Origin of the sequence: Viridibacillus sp. NPDC096237 (assembly GCF_050278625.1) — a bacterium.
In the GTDB taxonomy this organism is placed as follows: Bacteria; Bacillota; Bacilli; order Bacillales_A; family Planococcaceae; genus Viridibacillus.
This window is the reverse complement of sequence record NZ_JBNNTI010000013.1, coordinates 15,649-30,042: the sequence shown is the minus strand read 5'-3', so window position 1 is coordinate 30,042 and position 14,394 is coordinate 15,649. Positions and strand designations below refer to the sequence as shown.

The window sequence follows — 14,394 nt, the reverse complement described above, 5'->3', positions numbered from 1 at the left end:
CAAAGCCTCTTAGCTTCTGTCCATTTACCTTATATTGATTGGTCCAAGTAATATTTATGTCATTTGGGATAGGGGTATCTCTAGTAGCTAAATTATGTGAGAAATAACAATATGTGGAGATGGTGACAAGAATAATACATAGTATTATGATTATTTTTTCTTTTTTTAAATAAAGCCAAATACTATAGGGGATTAATATAAAAAGTAGCTTTGCCGATTCATGGGCAGCAACTGTTGCTAGTAAGATCGACAAAGCAAAGAAAATTATTTTATGTTGAATATTTGCAAGCCAAATAGCTCTTTCACCTTCTCTTCAAAGGGAGCTAATTCCTCATTTGAAGCACCGCTATCACGCAGTTTATTTAATAGTTCAACGTACAGCGCCATTTTTTCATCGCTTAAAAAGTCAACTTTCCGTTCATCAAAAGGAACATGTACAACATTTACTCCAGCTTGCTTAAACAATTCGATCGCATATTCATTGTTTTTATAATCTGTTGCGTAATATAAATTATGAATACCAGATTGAATAATAGATTTAGTACAAGGGAGACAAGGGAAATGTGTCACATATAAATCTGCTCCGTTTGTTGATGTCCCGTATTTTGCACATTGTAATAATGCGTTTGTTTCTGCATGCACTGTACGCACACAATGGTTGTTGACAACGTAACATCCTTTGTCGATACAATGATCATCTCCAGAAATTGAACCATTATAGCCACCTGCAATAATACGTTTATCACGTACAATTGTTGCTCCAACAGCTAATCGGGTACATGTACTCCTTAATGCTAATAAATGGCTTTGTGCCATGAAAAATTGATCCCAAGTAATACGCTCCATATGAATGCCTCCTGAATAAATCGTTCTAGTATAAATTTAGCCACAACCAACATAAACCGTCAATGCATCATTTATTGAACGGTAATAAAGTCGCGTAAATTTTCAAACGTTTTATCGCCAATTCCTGTTACATTTTTTAAATCTTCTATCGTTTTGAACGGACCGCTATCATCACGATAACTTAAAATCGCTTTTGCCTTTGAAGGACCGATTCCATTTAAATTCATAAGTGCTACTTCGTCAGCTGTATTTAAATTGATTTTATCTGACTGATTACCAGTTTGACTACTACCCGATTGAGTAGATGGTGACGTCGATTGTTGAATACCAGCAATTGCTTGTACTTCCGTCGGCTCTTCACCTATTTTAGGTACATAAATGACCATTTCATCCAGTAGTCGCTGGGCATGGTTAATACCTACTGAATCAGCATTTTTTGCGTAGCCACCAGCTAGTAAAATAGCATCCATCACCCGACTTTCTGCAGATAATGAGTAAACACCAGGGTTTTTGACCGCCCCTTTGACATCTACAATAATGGATGTATCAGCAATAATACCTTGTGATTCTTGCTGTTCAGTAATTGATGGTTGTTCCGTTTTTGTTTCTTCTGGGATTGTTTCGAAAATGTCGGTTTGGGGAGTGTCCGACGGGTTGTTGGAGAAGTAGAAATAAAAAAAGCACGACAAAATCATGATCCCTGGGAGTAGATACTTTTTGCCATACTGCTTGAAAAAAGAAGGAATTAGTCCGCACCATCCTTTCTTTTCAGAAGGCATATCATACGAAGCTAATTCCATATTATAGTATATTTTAATAATTGAAAAGAGTTTATTTCACAACGTGGAAGAATAATCGTTCAGATTCTGCTACTGGAGCTTCTTCCTTATAATCTGCTGTAATTGATACTTTAGAAAATCCAGCATCATTAAGCCATTTAACGTATTGCTCAGCCGAGAATGTACGTTGATAATGATACTCTTCAAATCGCTCGAAAAGCTGCTCATTTACGTTTACATAAAATGTCATATCATGGTGTACAGAATGTGGAGCTTCCCCTGCCTCTGTATCCCAAATATAAGTAATTTCTCCGTCATCATACGTAAATGGTCCATCTAGGAAGATAGAATCCATTTTGAATAATGAGTGAACATCAAAAAATAAATGACCACCATTACAAAGTGCCGCATATATGTGCTCAAATGTAGCAACAACCGCCTCTTCATCCACTAAATAATTAAGGGAATCAATTGGAATCGTAACAACATTTAAATCAGAAAAACCTTCAAGCTCGTCCATTGATTGACAAAATAATGGGATAGCGAGTTTATCGTCCATAAAGCGTTCACTTGCAATTGCTAGCATTTCTTCCGATAAATCAACACCACTCACATCATATCCTTGTCGTGCAAATTTTGCAGCCATCACGCCCGTACCACAACCAACATCTAATAACTTAGGTGCAGTTATGCTCGGTGCATGTTTAACTACCCAATCTACATACTGATCATATGGGATATCCATCATTAATGTATCATATACTTCGGCAAAACGCTGGTAGCTACTCATAGTTCTTCAACGTTTACGAATGGAGCATCTCCCCATAAGCGTTCCAAGTTATAAAAAGTACGCTCATCGCGGTGGAATACATGTGCCACAACATCGCCCATATCTACTAGTATCCAGCGAGCTGCGTCAAAACCTTCTAAGCGTTTCACTTCAAAACCTTCTTTATGTGCTACATCTACCATTTCACGTGCAATTGCTTGCACTTGACGGTCAGAATTGGCATGACAAACGATGAAATGATCTGCTAATGGTGAAATTCCTTGCATATTCAATACGACGATATCCTCCGCACGTTTGTCGTCTGCCGCTTTATATGCAAGTTGTAATAAAGTTTTAGTCATTCTTTCACTTGTCCTCTCTTTAACATCAAATCGTTATAACATTTGAATGAATCCGGATACACCGGTTGATTTTTATTTATTAAAAATACGATGGAATGGCGTATGCACGCAATCATCACTTCGTTTAGATCGTCACCCTTTGCAGCAGCTCGTAAGTCTTCTACGCCAGGGTATCGACGATTCGGTTCAATCATATCTGCAATATAGACAATCTTTTCTAAATCACTCATCCCTTTACGTCCTGTAGTATGGTAGCAGATGGCGTTTAGTATGTCTTGATCTTCAATATTAAATTCTTTTTTCGCAACATAAGCGCCCATTGGTGCATGCCAAAGTTCATGGTGGTATTTTAGTAGAGTCGAATCCATCTCTTTGTCGATAATTTTCGATTTCATCCAATCTCTATCAGCATACTTGCATGAATCATGTAGAATTGCTGCAGCTTCTGCTTTTTTTGGATCGCTCCCAAAGCGTTCTGCCAATGCAATTGCCGTTTCAGTAACACCAATTGTATGGATATAACGTTTTTCAGGCATACGGTCTTTCATCGCTAATAATAATTCATCGCGTTCCATATAACCCTTCCTCTCGTATAAACTGTTCAACTTCTGTTGGTACTAAAAAAGTAATTGTGCGATTTGACTGCACACGCTCGCGAATCAAAGTGGATGATAACTCAATGAGTGGTGCATCTATTATTTGCACAGGATATGTTGTTTCTGCTTTCGAATGTGGACGGTTAACACCAACGAATTTCACAAGTTCCATTAGTTCATCAATTTTATACCAGTGATCAAGCATATCAATCATATCGCCACCGATAATAAAATAAAATTCACAGTCAGGTTCACTTGCAGTTAGCCTCCTCATCGTTTCATACGTATAAGAAATGCCACCACTCTTTATTTCAAATGGCTCGAGTTTAAAGTGCTCATGCGAAGCAATTGACAACCCTGTCATTATCATACGGTCTTCAGCTGTAGCATCGTGAGCCGTCTGTTTATGAGGTGGAATGGCATTGGGCATGAACCTAACTTCATCTAGCCCAAGTGCATCATATACTTCATTTGCCATTATTAAATGACCGTTATGAGGTGGATTAAACGTACCACCTAATAAACCAATTCGTCGCATAAAACCAAATCCTTATTTAGATTTCGGTAATTCAATACGTTTGTTATCACGAGATTCTTTATATAATACAACTGTTAATCCAATTAGTTGCACAAGTTCTGCACGAGCACCTTTTGCTAATGCTTCTGCTACTTCATGCTTATCTTCTTCACAGTTATCTAAAATACGAACTTTCATTAATTCGCGTACTTCAATTGCTTCTTTAATATGTTTAATTAATGCGTCATTTACCCCGCCTTTACCTACTTGGAAAATTGGATTTAAATGATGTGCTTCCGCACGTAAAAAACGTTTTTGTTTACCTGTTAACATTATTTCCTCCTAATTGCTCCGTTAACGATTCTTTCATAGAAGTCGTATTTGGGAACTGTCCTAACCAATAATTAAAAGCTAAAGCACCTTGATGAACGAACATTCCTAACCCTGTCACCACAGTTGCTCCGCGTTGTTCTGCCACCTGTAAAAAAGGCGTCATTAAAGGATTATACACAATATCCGCAACAATTGCTTTAGTTGCAAGCTGATCTAGTTCAAATGGCAGTTGTAAAGGACCATTTTTTAGACCAGCTGGTGTTGTTTGAATTAATATATCATAGTCACCTAAAGTTGCTTCTGCATCTTTCAGTGATACTGCTTTAGATTGACCGCCAAGTTCTGTACAAATTTGCTCTGCATTCGCTACAGTACGGTTTGCAATCGTAATGGAATGATATCCCGTATGCTGTAGCGCAAAAGCAATTCCTCTTGCCGCTCCACCAGCACCGATTAACAATACATTGCCATTTCGGTATGTGTTACCGATTGCTTCCTCAAGCGAGCATACAAATCCAAGACCATCTGTATTATAGCCTTTAAACTTACCATCCGCTTGTCTCACAACTGTATTCACAGCACCCATTTTTTTCGCCATAACATCTAACTCATCTAGAAATGGGATAATCTCAGTTTTATGTGGAATCGTCACATTCCATCCACTTGCTCCAAGTAATTTTAAAGACTTGATAGCGTCCTCTAATTCCTCGGGTAATACATGGATTGGTAAGTAAGTTGCATCTAAATTTTCTTCTGAGAACCACTGATTGTGCATTGCTGGAGACATTGAATGCTCAATAGGATCTCCAATAACTGCAAACCATTTTTTCATATCAAAATCCTCCTAAATAAGCGATGGGCGAATTTGAACTTCCACACCTTTAGGAGCATATGCTGCAATGACAACATTTGCATTTTGGACGGTAATCCAACCTAAACCAGAAAAGACGATATCTGTTTTCGCTTCTTTAATCGAGAATTCATAGCGCACTAACTCTGGCAATTGATCGATATACTTTTTAGAAGGTGGAGCTAGTAACTCACCTCTGTGGGTTTCATATAAGTCATCTGCTTTTTCTAATTTTGTACGATGAATTTGTAGGTCATTTGCAATATGAACAGTGAATGCAGCACGAGCACCTTGTATGAAATCAAAGCGTGCTAATGCACCAACAAATAATGATTGGCCTTCGTTCAATTGGAATACTTTTGGTTTAATTTCTTTTTTCGGCATAATATATTTAAGTTCAGACGGGTCTAGATAATGTGCCATTTGGTGATGATTAATAATTCCTGGAGTATCAAAGATTGCTTTACCATCCTCTATAGGAATTTCAATCATATCTAGAGTTGTTCCAGGGAAATAAGATGTCGTAATAACTTCTTTTTCACCTGTTGCTTGTTTAATAATACGGTTAATAAAAGTTGATTTACCAACATTCGTACAACCAACAACATATACATCTTGTCCACGACGATATTCATCGATAGCGCCCATTGCTTCTTGCATGCCCATACCTTTATGAGCGCTAACAAGCATAACATCGATTGGTTTTAACCCTAATTTTTTCGCTTCTTGCTTTAGCCAGTTAACAACTTTTTGTTTCTTCACTGACTTTGGTAGTAAATCTGCTTTATTGGCAATTAACAGTACTGGGTTATTGCCTACAAAGCGATGTAAGCCCGGTAACCAGCTTCCATTGAAATCAAAGATATCAACAATTTTAACGATTAAGCCTTTTTGCTGACCTAAACCATTTAAAATACGCAAGAAATCATCATCCGTTAATGCTACCGGTTGTAATTCATTATAATTTTTTAAACGGAAGCATCGTTGACAGATAATACTTTCCTTTTCAAGAGATGAAGCCGGTGCATAACCTGGCGCTTTTGAATCGTCTGTTTGAATAATTGTTCCACAGCCAATACAATTTGGCATTTCATTCATTTATTTATTCCTCCCAAGTTTTGACACCATGTTTTTTCAAATAATTAAAGACACGTCTTTCGACCATGCGATTAAAGCGTGTGACGAAACCATCAGATTGTGCAACTGGCTTCACTAAAATAGTGTGAATGTGTAAACGATTTCCACCGAGTACATCCGTCAGCATTTGATCGCCTACCATGACAACTTCATGTGGCTGCATATTCAGTTCCGTTAAAGCTTGTTTAAATGCATTACCCAAAGGCTTACGGGCTTTAAAGATATATGGTAGCTCTAGCGGATCTGCGAATGCTTTAACACGAAGCTCGCCGTTATTTGAAACGATCATCACTTGAATATCTGCTTCTCGAATTGTTTTCAACCATTCGATTAGCTTTTCAGTCGCATCTGGACGATCCCATTCGACAAGCGTATTATCCAAATCTGTAATAATTCCGCGAACACCAAGTTGCTTTAGTTTGTCAGGTGTAATTTGATAAATCGATGTGACAAATTCTTTTGGCATTAAAAAGTTATACAAATCATGTTCCCCTTATCTATCGAAGTCAACGTTATTTAGTGTTTACTCACTAAATTAGACGTATTCTCTTTAATTCACTTTATCGATTATAACATATGTGCGAACGCTTCTCCCACACGAATCCGTCCATCTTTCACAACATTTTCAAAGAATGCTGCACGATTCTTTTCGAAAAGCATGACGACTGTCGAACCGAATGTGAAATAGCCAACTTCCTCGCCCTTTTCCCAAGTGTCCGACGTATTCGTTAATTGAATTGAATTCACGAACATCGCACCGACTTTTATCACTTCACAATGCGCGCCACTATTCGTTTTTAGCTCTGTAACACTACGATAATTGCCTGAAATCGGCTTATCACCATATGTAAGACCAGTGCCGTTAACTGGATACGACTTCGCACCAAGTATATATTGACGAACAACTTTCCCATCAATCGGACTATGGATACGGTGATAATCTCTAGGGCTTAAGTAAAAGACTATATATTGACCATTTTCAAATGTTTTGGCATGCTCTTCTTTACCTAATAGGTCTACTAAATCGTAGGTTTTCCCTTTTACCAAAAACGATGTATTATTTTCAATCGTTCCAAACGATTCAATTTTTGCATCAACAGGACTTACATACATTTCTGGATTATGATCAATTGGTCTTGCTTCTGACACGAGCTTACGTGTGAAGAAATCATGTAAACTCGTAAAAGATTGCATGTTTTTTGAAACCTCGTCCGTTTTAATATCGTATATATCAATATAGGACGGTATTATCTTCTTACTTATAGACGATGTGGTAAAGCGTTTTAAAAGCAGCGAAGACCATTTACCATTCGTTAGTTCAATCGCTTTTTGATAAAATTTTTCTTTCATCATGCATTGTCCTCCATTTCAAAAAAGATTTACGGAACCTTATAAAAGAAGTATAATGTTCTAATACTGAATAACAAAGGAGTGTTGTCCATTGTTTTTACTTCACATGGTGGATACCACAGTTAAAAAAATGAAATCACATTTAGCAAACTTAATCACTATTGGAAATCTATCTTTTGGTGGTGCCTCTATTATGGCTACCATCAATGAATCATACGAATACAGTGTGTTATTTATTTTTATAGCTGCCTTGCTAGATCGCTACGATGGAAAAGTAGCAAGAAAATATAACCAGGAATCGGCGTTAGGTAAACAACTTGACTCGATGAGTGATATTATATCATTCGGCGTTGCCCCTGCGTTATTAATGTACGAAGTGGTGTTAAGTCAATTTGGTACCGTTGGAATGGTAGTGACTGTCATGTATATGGCTTGCGGTGCATTTAGACTAGCCCGCTTCAACATTACAGAATCAAACGGCTTTTTCACAGGCCTGCCAATTACAGCTGCAGGTGCTATCTTAACTGCCTCATTCTTTTTTATATCTATACTTTCAACGGCATTTTACATGTTTTTGTTCCCGATTTTATCTATTTTAATGATTAGTACTTTTTCTTTGAAAAAAGTTTAAAAAGAATGTCTGAAGCGTCCAATGAAATTGGGCGCTTTTTTACGTACTTAGACAACCACAAGCTGTCATATATTGATGAACGATGACAGAAAGGATGTCTGAAATGAGTACTCTAATAACTGCCATCATCCAATTTTGGATGGAGCTTCCCTCAATCGTCGGCTATTTAAAAGGTCAGGCGTTCCCTCAACCATTCTCTAAAGAAGAAGAGGCCATTTGTTTGGAACGCTATTTAGCAGGCGATGAACAAGCGAAGCTCGAGCTTGTCGAAAGAAATATGCGTCTTGTCGCCCATGTCGTGAAAAAATTCCACCCGAAACACGAGCAACTTGATGATTACATTTCCATCGGTACCATTGGTTTAATGAAAGCTGTTAGTAGCTTTACACCAGATAAAAAGACACGTTTAGCCACTTACGCCGCACGCTGTATTGAAAATGAAATTTTAATGTTCTTAAGAGCTCAGAAAAAAGTACAGAAGGATGTTTCTTTATATGAACCAATCGGAACAGATAAAGACGGTAACGCATTAGAAATTACAGATTTACTACAAAGTGATGAACGACCAACTGATGTGCAGATTGAGCAACAGGAGGAGGAACAGCACTTATACAGACATCTCGATAAATTGGATGAACGAGAACTCGAAATCATTCAAAATCGATATGGACTTGGTGCATTTGAACCGCTGACTCAAAAAGAAATCGCAAAAAAATTAAGTATTTCCAGAAGTTACGTTTCACGCATTGAAAAACGCGCATTGATAAAGCTCTATCAATATTTCAAACATGAAAAAAACTCCCTCTGAGAGGCATCTCAGAGAGAGCTTACTAGTTATTAAGTTAGTCAGTTGTTTCACCTGTAATAATTAAACTTGCAATTGCTGTAATCGCCATTGCTCCTGCCATTAAAAATACCATGTCAAATCCTCCTAACATCCCTAGAATAATGTGTAGCATCCCTACATCTATTTTACCATTAGGACGTTTTTTAGATTAGATGATATATGAACATCTTCTGTCAAATAATAGGCAGAATTGTGAACATTACAGTTTCTCAATAACGCGTAACACAATTTCAGTTGAATGTTTTGCAGCCACTGGTAAAAATTCATCAAAACTAATATTCGATTCTTTTCCTGCAATATCAGATAACGCTCGAATAACGACGAATGGTGTGCCGAATTGATGACAAACTTGCGCTACCGCTGCCGCTTCCATTTCAGCAGCCTTCATTTGCGGGAAATGACTTCTAACAAGCGCTACACGTTCAGGATCGTTCATAAATGAATCCCCTGTCGAAATGAGACCTGTTGCAAATTGATGCTCTCCAAGCTCTGCTACGGCTTCTTCAGCTACTTTACGTAGCATCTCATCCGATTTAAAAGCAGCAGGCATTTGTGGTACCTGACCCATTTCGTAACCAAAAATAGTAGCGTCAACATCATGGTGACGTACTTCATCAGAGATAACAACTGCTCCTACTTCTAAATTCTCATCAAAACCACCTGCTGAACCTGTGTTAATGACAACATCAGGTTTGAATTGATGTAATAGAATGGTCGTTGACATTCCAGCATTAACTTTACCAATTCCACTTTTAAGTAAAATAACATCATTCCCTTTATATGTACCTGTTGTATATTCACTTTTTGCGATTGTTGTTGAAGTTGTATTTTCAAGTGTTGCACGTAGAAGTTCTACTTCTTCTTCCATTGCACCAATTACTGCGATTTTCATATTTCTCCGCCTTTCTTTTTTCGACACTTCTCTAAACATAAAACAAAAGGCGTGCATCCGTCAAGAACGAGGATGACGCCTTTTCAATTTCATAAAAGAGATTATTGATTTGCACTGGGTAAAGTATTTAGAACTTCCATCTTAGTTGGTTTCCATCCTTTGTTTTTAACCCATTCCATATATACACGGTATTTGTCTTTTTTATCTTTTGAAGAAACTGTCCCAATTGCTGTATCAGGACTGCCACCATTTTTTACGTACCATACAATCATATCCTCTTCATTTAGGCCGGTTGTTGAAGCAAGAGTTGTAATCTTCTCTTTCCAGTCTGTTGACTTTGTATCGTAACTAGAATTATGCGGTGCATCGGATTCCTTTTGAGAAGTAGCCGTTGGTTTCCAGTTAGAGTCTTTAATGACCTCTTTAACATTAGGATCTTCTGAACCTTCTTTTTTCGCTGTTGGACTGTTTGTTTTATCTTCTGATGAATTTGAGTTATTATTTGATTCTTTATCTGTAGAAGTATTACTATCGGTTTGTGTTTGGTCTACCGAGTTATCATTCTCTGTATCTTCTTCGGTATCAGTAGTGTTATCTACATCATTATTCTTTTCATCATTATTCTTTTCATCATTATTCTTTTCATCATTGTCTTCCGTTACAGGTTCTTCTTCTGGCTCGTCTGACTCCTCTTTTTCTTCTTCTGCAGGTTGTTTAATAACAGGTTCTTTTTGTTGTACTTTATCAACCTCTTTTGCAGTGTCTTTGTCATCAGGTTTGCCACCTAGTATAATCATTGTCGCTACTACTAGTATAAGAAGTACAACGACACCTATTAGTCCATTCAATAATTTATCCATTTTTTTCTTTTTATCTTGCGGTCCATTTGGTTGTGGGTTGTATCGACGTTTCGTCTCAGCCATTTTGATTCCCCCTATGTAAAATCTCTCTTATATCGTAACACGAATTGTTTCATTGTCCCAAGCAAAAAAAAGCTTATTCATTTAGAATAAGCCTTTTTGCATAATCATTTTATTTGATTGTGATGATACGTACGTCCATGTCTCCACCCGGTGTAGAGACTTTTAACTCTTCTCCAACTTTACGGCCTAGAAGACCTTTAGCGATTGGTGAGTCATTTGAAATAAGACCTTCGATTGGGTCTGCTTCTGCAGAACCTACGATTGTGTAAGTTTCTTCATCACCATCTGGAAGTTCTAAAAATGTAACCGTTTTACCAATTGCTACAAAATCATTACTTAGTTGGTCTTCTGTAATAATAACAGCATTACGGACCATTGCTTCAAGAATCGTAATACGACCTTCAACAAACCCTTGCTCATCCTTCGCTGCGTCATACTCAGAGTTCTCAGAAAGATCTCCGAAGCTACGAGCTATTTTAATACGCTCTACTACTTCTTTACGTTTCGTTGAAATTAAGTACTCTAATTCATCTTGTAATTTCCGTTTACCCGCTGCTGTCATTGGGTATTGTTTTTCATTTGACAAAGTATTTCACTCCTTAGATAATTCACTACTTAATAAAAATACTATGCCGCTTCTATGGAAAGAATGCGACATAGTTTTTATGAAAATATTGCCAATCCATAAATATCATATTACACAATAGTTTCAGATTCAAGAATTGTTTTAATTTTTGTAACCATTAAATCGATTGCTACTTCATTTTGACCACCCTCAGGGATGATAATATCAGCATATCGCTTTGTCGGTTCGATGAACTGATTGTGCATTGGACGGACAACAGATAAGTATTGGTCAACTACAGAATCAATTGAGCGGCCACGTTCATTGATATCACGAACAATACGACGGATAATACGTAAGTCGGAATCTGTATCAACGAATAATTTAATATCCATTAAATCACGTAGGCGCTCATCTTCTAAAACTAAAATTCCCTCTAAAATAATTACATCTTGTGGCTCGATGTGAATTGTTTCTTTTGCACGTGTATGTAGGGCATAGTCATACACTGGTTTTTCTATGGCTTGTCTATTTAAAAGACTTTTTATATCTTCAATTAATAAATCTGTATCAAATGCATTTGGGTGATCATAGTTTGTAGCTAAACGTTGTTCAAACTCCAAATGACTCTGATCTTTATAATAATAGTCTTGTTCAATAACTACAACTGAGTGCTCTTTAAATACATCATGGATAGCATGTGTCACACTCGTTTTACCTGAACCCGAACCACCGGCAATCCCAATTACAACAGGGCGTTTTTCACTCATTAACGGGTCTCCTTACGCATCATATTATGTGGGAATAATTCTTTTTCGCATTTGAAGCGAACAATTTGTAACGGATGGCGCGCTGCATCTAGTGCATTGCCATCCTCATCCCACACTTCATCTAGTGTTACACGGAAATTATCAATTTCAGGACCGAAAAATTCTACTTCTTCACCTGGTTTAAAGAAGTTACGTTGTTGCAAAGTAACCATTTTAGTTCCCTTATCATAATCAAGCACCATACCTACGAAATCATATTTCGTTTGTTTTCCGTGCTCTCCAAACATTTGTTGCTCGTAACTTGGCTCTCCTTCAAAGAAAGATGATGCCGCTTCACGATTTGCACATTTATCTAGTTCTTCTAACCAAGCTTTATCGATTTTGAAGTTTTCCGGGTCTGCACAGTATGCATCCATTACTTTGCGATATACGCTTACAACTGTTGCTACATAGTGAATGGACTTCATACGACCTTCTACTTTTAATGAATCGATACCAAGCTCTATAATTTTCGGAATAGATTCGATTAGTTTTAAATCTTTGGGACTCATAGCAAATGCTTCATCATTTTCAGTAAATAATGGTTTTTCAACGCCATCTTCTACTTCATATAAATCATAATCCCACCGGCATGATTGACAACAACCACCGCGGTTAGAGTCACGTGCTGTCATATGGTTAGATAACACACAACGTCCACTATAAGCGATACACATCGCACCATGAACGAAAGATTCAATTTCGATATCCACTTTTTCTTTCATTAGCTTGATTTCCTCAGCACTTGTTTCACGCGCTAAAACTACTCGGTGTAAACCTTCTTCTTTCCAATATTGTACTGCTTTCCAGTTGGATAGAGATTGCTGTGTACTTAAATGGATTTCAATTTCCGGTGCCACTTCACGGCATGTTTCAATGATAAGTGGATCTGCCACGATAATACCTGTAATACCTGCTGATTCTAGGTCACGTAAATAATCTTCAAGTCCGTCCATATTTTCATTATGAGCAAAGATATTCGTTGTGACATAGATTTTAGCGCCATATTTTTTTGCAAATTCAACACCTTCACGCATTTCGTCAATGGAGAAGTTGCCTGCATTTGAACGTAAACCAAATTCGCGTCCGCCGATGAAAACAGCATCTGCACCATAGTGTACAGCTATTTTTAATTTTTCTAAGCTACCTGCTGGTGCCAATAATTCAGGTTTTCGCACGATGACTCTTTTGCCATCAATGATTTCGCTAATACGATCATTTTGTAATGTTGTCAAAGTGAACCTCTCCTTTCTTAATAGACTGTTTCTTTAAAGAAGAATCCAGTATCTAATGGACGAATTGCTGGTTGAATTTCTTCAATTTTTGCTAATAAGTCATTTTTAATATCTAAATAGCTATCAGTTGATTCCGCATAAGCATCGATTGCTTTACGGTAACATTCAGTCACAATTACTACATATTCAGGTGATTGCAGTACACCTTCAATTTTTAATGAATCAATTCCTGCTTCAAATAACTCATCTAATTCATCAATAATACATAAGTCATTTGGACTGAAAATGTGTGTACCATTTAAATCTTCATAAATTGGATATTTGTTATTACGTTCGTCATCATGTAAGAACATATTACGATTTTCTTTACGGTTTTCAACTTCCATTGCTTTATCTTGGTATAAGAAATAGTTACCAAGTAATGACCGTTTTGATTGGAACATACAAGTCATACCATGCACTTGTACTTGGATTTCAAATTCAGTATTTTCTTTAATTTCAACCACTTCATCCATGCTTAACTCACGAGCTAAAACCGTACGAGTTGCACCGCGTTTACCCCAGTAGTCTGCTTGGAACCAGTTAGTTGCAATAGTTTCCGGATTCCAATGTAATGGAATCGTCACTTCTGCTTCGCGACGTGCAACGATCATAGCAGGGTCACCGAAAACGATTGCATCTACGCCAATTTCCGCTAATTTTCGCATATATGGCGCAAGTGCGTCTACTCGGTCATTATGGAAAATAGCATTCATCGCTACATATACTTTTTTACCTGCTGCATGAATTTTCTCAGTTGCTGCAGCTACTTGTTCTATTGAAAATTCACCTGCTAAACGTAGACCGAATTGTTGTTCACCTATTAAAAAAGCATCCGCTCCAGCTTGGATGAGTGCTTCAACATGCTCAACAGATTGTGGTGTAACGAGTAATTCAGGTTTCTTCATGAATGG

At 37.3% G+C, this 14,394-nt stretch carries 19 protein-coding genes; 2 read left to right on the top strand and 17 right to left on the bottom strand.

What is annotated here, in order from left to right; all coding sequences use genetic code 11:
• Positions 1-264: 264 nt before the first annotated feature.
• From ACQKMD_RS09570 to ACQKMD_RS09520, 11 genes are all read right to left on the bottom strand, one after another.
• Positions 265-846 carry a ComE operon protein 2 gene (locus ACQKMD_RS09570; RefSeq protein ID WP_427751489.1) on the bottom strand — a complete coding sequence of 194 codons (582 nt, stop codon included), beginning with the start codon at positions 844-846 and terminating at the stop codon, positions 265-267.
• 71 nt (positions 847-917) lie between these two features.
• Positions 918-1,541: a helix-hairpin-helix domain-containing protein gene (locus ACQKMD_RS09565; protein WP_427751590.1), complete on the bottom strand. Its 624-nt coding sequence runs from the start codon at positions 1,539-1,541 to the stop codon at positions 918-920.
• Between the two features lie 136 nt (positions 1,542-1,677).
• On the bottom strand, positions 1,678-2,415 hold the full coding sequence (locus tag ACQKMD_RS09560; protein WP_427751487.1) for a class I SAM-dependent DNA methyltransferase: 738 nt from the start codon (positions 2,413-2,415) through the stop codon (positions 1,678-1,680).
• Entirely contained in the window at positions 2,412-2,756 is a 345-nt protein-coding gene (gene rsfS, locus ACQKMD_RS09555) for a ribosome silencing factor (protein ID WP_427751485.1), read from the bottom strand. The genes ACQKMD_RS09560 and rsfS overlap by 4 nt, the downstream gene beginning before the upstream one ends.
• Positions 2,753-3,331: a bis(5'-nucleosyl)-tetraphosphatase (symmetrical) YqeK gene (gene yqeK / locus ACQKMD_RS09550; protein WP_427751484.1), complete on the bottom strand. Its 579-nt coding sequence runs from the start codon at positions 3,329-3,331 to the stop codon at positions 2,753-2,755. The genes rsfS and yqeK overlap by 4 nt, the downstream gene beginning before the upstream one ends.
• On the bottom strand, positions 3,318-3,890 hold the full coding sequence (locus tag ACQKMD_RS09545; protein ID WP_427751482.1) for a nicotinate-nucleotide adenylyltransferase: 573 nt from the start codon (positions 3,888-3,890) through the stop codon (positions 3,318-3,320). Before ACQKMD_RS09545 ends, yqeK begins: the two co-directional genes overlap by 14 nt.
• Before the next feature lie 12 nt (positions 3,891-3,902).
• Positions 3,903-4,202, bottom strand: a complete 300-nt coding sequence (yhbY, locus tag ACQKMD_RS09540; protein WP_053416422.1) for a ribosome assembly RNA-binding protein YhbY — start codon at positions 4,200-4,202, stop codon at positions 3,903-3,905.
• Complete coding sequence (gene aroE / locus ACQKMD_RS09535; protein WP_427751480.1) at positions 4,189-5,034, bottom strand: shikimate dehydrogenase; 846 nt, start codon at positions 5,032-5,034, stop codon at positions 4,189-4,191. The genes yhbY and aroE overlap by 14 nt, the downstream gene beginning before the upstream one ends.
• Positions 5,035-5,046: 12 nt before the next feature.
• Positions 5,047-6,150 (bottom strand): ribosome biogenesis GTPase YqeH, encoded by a 1,104-nt coding sequence (gene yqeH / locus ACQKMD_RS09530; RefSeq protein ID WP_427751479.1) that lies wholly within the window; start codon positions 6,148-6,150, stop codon positions 5,047-5,049.
• 4 nt (positions 6,151-6,154) lie between these two features.
• Positions 6,155-6,670, bottom strand: a complete 516-nt coding sequence (locus ACQKMD_RS09525) for a YqeG family HAD IIIA-type phosphatase (protein WP_427751478.1) — start codon at positions 6,668-6,670, stop codon at positions 6,155-6,157.
• Positions 6,671-6,756: 86 nt separating this feature from the next.
• Positions 6,757-7,539 (bottom strand): phosphatidylserine decarboxylase, encoded by a 783-nt coding sequence (locus ACQKMD_RS09520; RefSeq protein WP_427751587.1) that lies wholly within the window; start codon positions 7,537-7,539, stop codon positions 6,757-6,759.
• Positions 7,540-7,630: 91 nt separating this feature from the next.
• On the opposite strand from ACQKMD_RS09520, the gene pssA reads away from it, so the two are divergent.
• Together pssA and sigK are read left to right on the top strand one after the other, a co-directional pair.
• Positions 7,631-8,170, top strand: coding sequence for a CDP-diacylglycerol--serine O-phosphatidyltransferase (gene pssA, locus ACQKMD_RS09515; protein WP_427751476.1), 540 nt, complete (start codon positions 7,631-7,633; stop codon positions 8,168-8,170).
• A gap of 103 nt (positions 8,171-8,273) precedes the next feature.
• Entirely contained in the window at positions 8,274-8,978 is a 705-nt protein-coding gene (gene sigK, locus ACQKMD_RS09510; RefSeq protein ID WP_427751474.1) for an RNA polymerase sporulation sigma factor SigK, read from the top strand.
• A gap of 238 nt (positions 8,979-9,216) precedes the next feature.
• On the opposite strand, the gene mtnN is transcribed toward sigK, so the two are convergent.
• The 6 genes from mtnN to ACQKMD_RS09480 form a co-directional block, all read right to left on the bottom strand.
• A complete protein-coding gene (mtnN, locus tag ACQKMD_RS09505) occupies positions 9,217-9,909 on the bottom strand; it encodes a 5'-methylthioadenosine/S-adenosylhomocysteine nucleosidase (protein WP_427751472.1) in 693 nt (230 codons plus the stop codon).
• A 101-nt stretch (positions 9,910-10,010) separates the two neighbouring features.
• The gene (locus tag ACQKMD_RS09500; RefSeq protein ID WP_427751471.1) at positions 10,011-10,832 is read right to left on the bottom strand and encodes a YrrS family protein; all 822 of its coding nucleotides are present in this window, start codon (positions 10,830-10,832) and stop codon (positions 10,011-10,013) included.
• Between the two features lie 109 nt (positions 10,833-10,941).
• On the bottom strand, positions 10,942-11,418 hold the full coding sequence (greA, locus tag ACQKMD_RS09495; RefSeq protein WP_427751469.1) for a transcription elongation factor GreA: 477 nt from the start codon (positions 11,416-11,418) through the stop codon (positions 10,942-10,944).
• Between the two features lie 110 nt (positions 11,419-11,528).
• Positions 11,529-12,167 (bottom strand): uridine kinase, encoded by a 639-nt coding sequence (gene udk / locus ACQKMD_RS09490; RefSeq protein WP_427751467.1) that lies wholly within the window; start codon positions 12,165-12,167, stop codon positions 11,529-11,531.
• Positions 12,167-13,441 (bottom strand): peptidase U32 family protein, encoded by a 1,275-nt coding sequence (locus ACQKMD_RS09485; protein WP_427751465.1) that lies wholly within the window; start codon positions 13,439-13,441, stop codon positions 12,167-12,169. Before ACQKMD_RS09485 ends, udk begins: the two co-directional genes overlap by 1 nt.
• Before the next feature lie 17 nt (positions 13,442-13,458).
• Positions 13,459-14,388 (bottom strand): peptidase U32 family protein, encoded by a 930-nt coding sequence (locus ACQKMD_RS09480; RefSeq protein WP_427751463.1) that lies wholly within the window; start codon positions 14,386-14,388, stop codon positions 13,459-13,461.
• Positions 14,389-14,394 lie beyond the last annotated feature (6 nt).